Source organism: Algibacter sp., assembly GCF_049667265.1.
Lineage (GTDB): Bacteria > Bacteroidota > Bacteroidia > Flavobacteriales > Flavobacteriaceae > Algibacter_B.
In genome coordinates, this window is the sequence record NZ_JBATHX010000270.1 from 1 (window position 1) to 1,797 (window position 1,797).

General features: G+C 34.2%; 2 protein-coding genes. Both read left to right on the forward strand.

Features of this window, described 5'->3' with window-relative positions; all coding sequences use genetic code 11:
* Positions 1-995: hypothetical protein (locus WBN21_RS10130; protein ID WP_424199911.1), on the forward strand; the 995-nt coding region annotated here is incomplete at its 5' end.
* 23 nt (positions 996-1,018) lie between these two features.
* Positions 1,019-1,797: sulfatase-like hydrolase/transferase (locus WBN21_RS10135; protein WP_424199913.1), on the forward strand; the 779-nt coding region annotated here is incomplete at its 3' end.

The following is a 1,797-nucleotide window of genomic DNA, read 5'->3' on the forward strand; positions in this document are numbered from 1 at the left end:
GTACAGGACAGATAAGGATAGATTTACCACAAAATCCTCCTAAATTCGACGGATTGGTTATAGAAGTAATTGATAACAAAGGGCTTGTGGTTTATGAAAAACGATTGATTCACGATAAGGAAACGAACTTTTTTCAAACCGCAGAAAATTATAGTGTTACTCAAGATAAAGAGAATCCGTTTTTATTTTATATGGGAGAAACCACAATTTTGTTTGATGAATATAGTGGCGTGTTAATAACGGTAGCAGTTAAAGGAAAGCCAACTAGTATTATAAATTTTCCTTTTGTAGCGATGAAGCGCACAGATTCTGTAAAAGCAAGTATGCCGTTAACCTCATCAACAAAAGCTTCAATAACAGAAAAAGATAGCAGTTTTATAATTGAAGCGAACAATATAAATGGTTTTGAAAAATTGAAATGGACCCTTAAAGTTTCAGGAGAAATAAGGTTAGATTATAAATATGCTGTACAAGAAGGGTTTTATGAATATTCAGGAATTGGTATGCAAGTAAACACCAAAGCAGTAAAAAGTAAACGTTGGTTAGGAGAAGGCCCAACAAGAATATGGAAAAATAGAACAGAAGGTGGTATTTATGATGTTCATTCGGTTGATAAACTTATAAATATACCCGGAGAAGTGTACAATCAACCAGAATTTGAAGGTTGTTTTGCCCCTTGGAAATGGGCTATTTTTCATATGGATGATAATGTGTCTATTGGTTTTCAAAACAATAGTAATGTTGTTTTAGGAGTGTTAAACCCAGTTAATGGATACAATCCGCAAAGAGCAACTTGGGAATATCCGAAAAAGGAAGGCTTTTATTTTTTTAATGCGATTCCTGCTGTGGGGTCTAAATGGAAAAAACCAACCGAATTTGGTCCAGATGCACAACCAGATCATATTAAAGAAAATCAATCGGGTTCAATCTCATTTTTTATCAATTGGAATAATGAAATGAGTGATGATAAAACCTTTAAAATATCAATAGAATAATAAAGAATCGTAAATAATTAAAAATGAAAAAATTTAAAAATATCAGTTTCGTAGTTGTAATGCTAGGTCTATTTTTTTCCTGCGGAAATAAAGCAAAAAAAGAATCAGCTGAAGCGGATACAAATTCAGAGTCAATAGTACAACCACCAAATATCGTATTCATACTATCGGACGACCAATCTTGGACAGATTACAGTTTTATGGGAGATGAAAATATTGAAACACCTAGGTTAGACAAATTCGCTTCAGAAAGTTTAACGTTTACTAAAGGGTACGTGCCAACATCATTGTGTTCACCTTCATTGGCTACTATTATTACAGGGCAGTACCCTAAAAATCATGGTATATTAGGAAACGATAAAGTTTACGAACGTGGTAATATCCGTGGAAAAGAAAGAGCAGAAGCCTATAAACCAGTTATTGCAGCTTTTGAAAAGCAAGCTACACTTCCAGATATGTTAAAAGACAAAGGCTATTTATCATTCCAAACGGGTAAATGGTGGCATGGAAATTATAAAATTGGTGGTTTTGATTATGGTATGACACATGGCGACCCTAATCGAGGTGGAAGGCATGGTGATTACGGATTAGAAATTGGTAGAAAAGGTCTCGATACCATTAATAGTTATTTAAATCTAGCACTCAAAGAGGAAAAACCGTTCTTCTTATGGTATGCGCCATTTTTGCCTCATAAACCTCACACTCCGCCACAACGTTTATATGAAAAATATAAAAAGAAACCCGATTCTGAATACCTTGCAAAATATTGGGCCATGTGTGAATGGTTTGATGAAACTTGTGG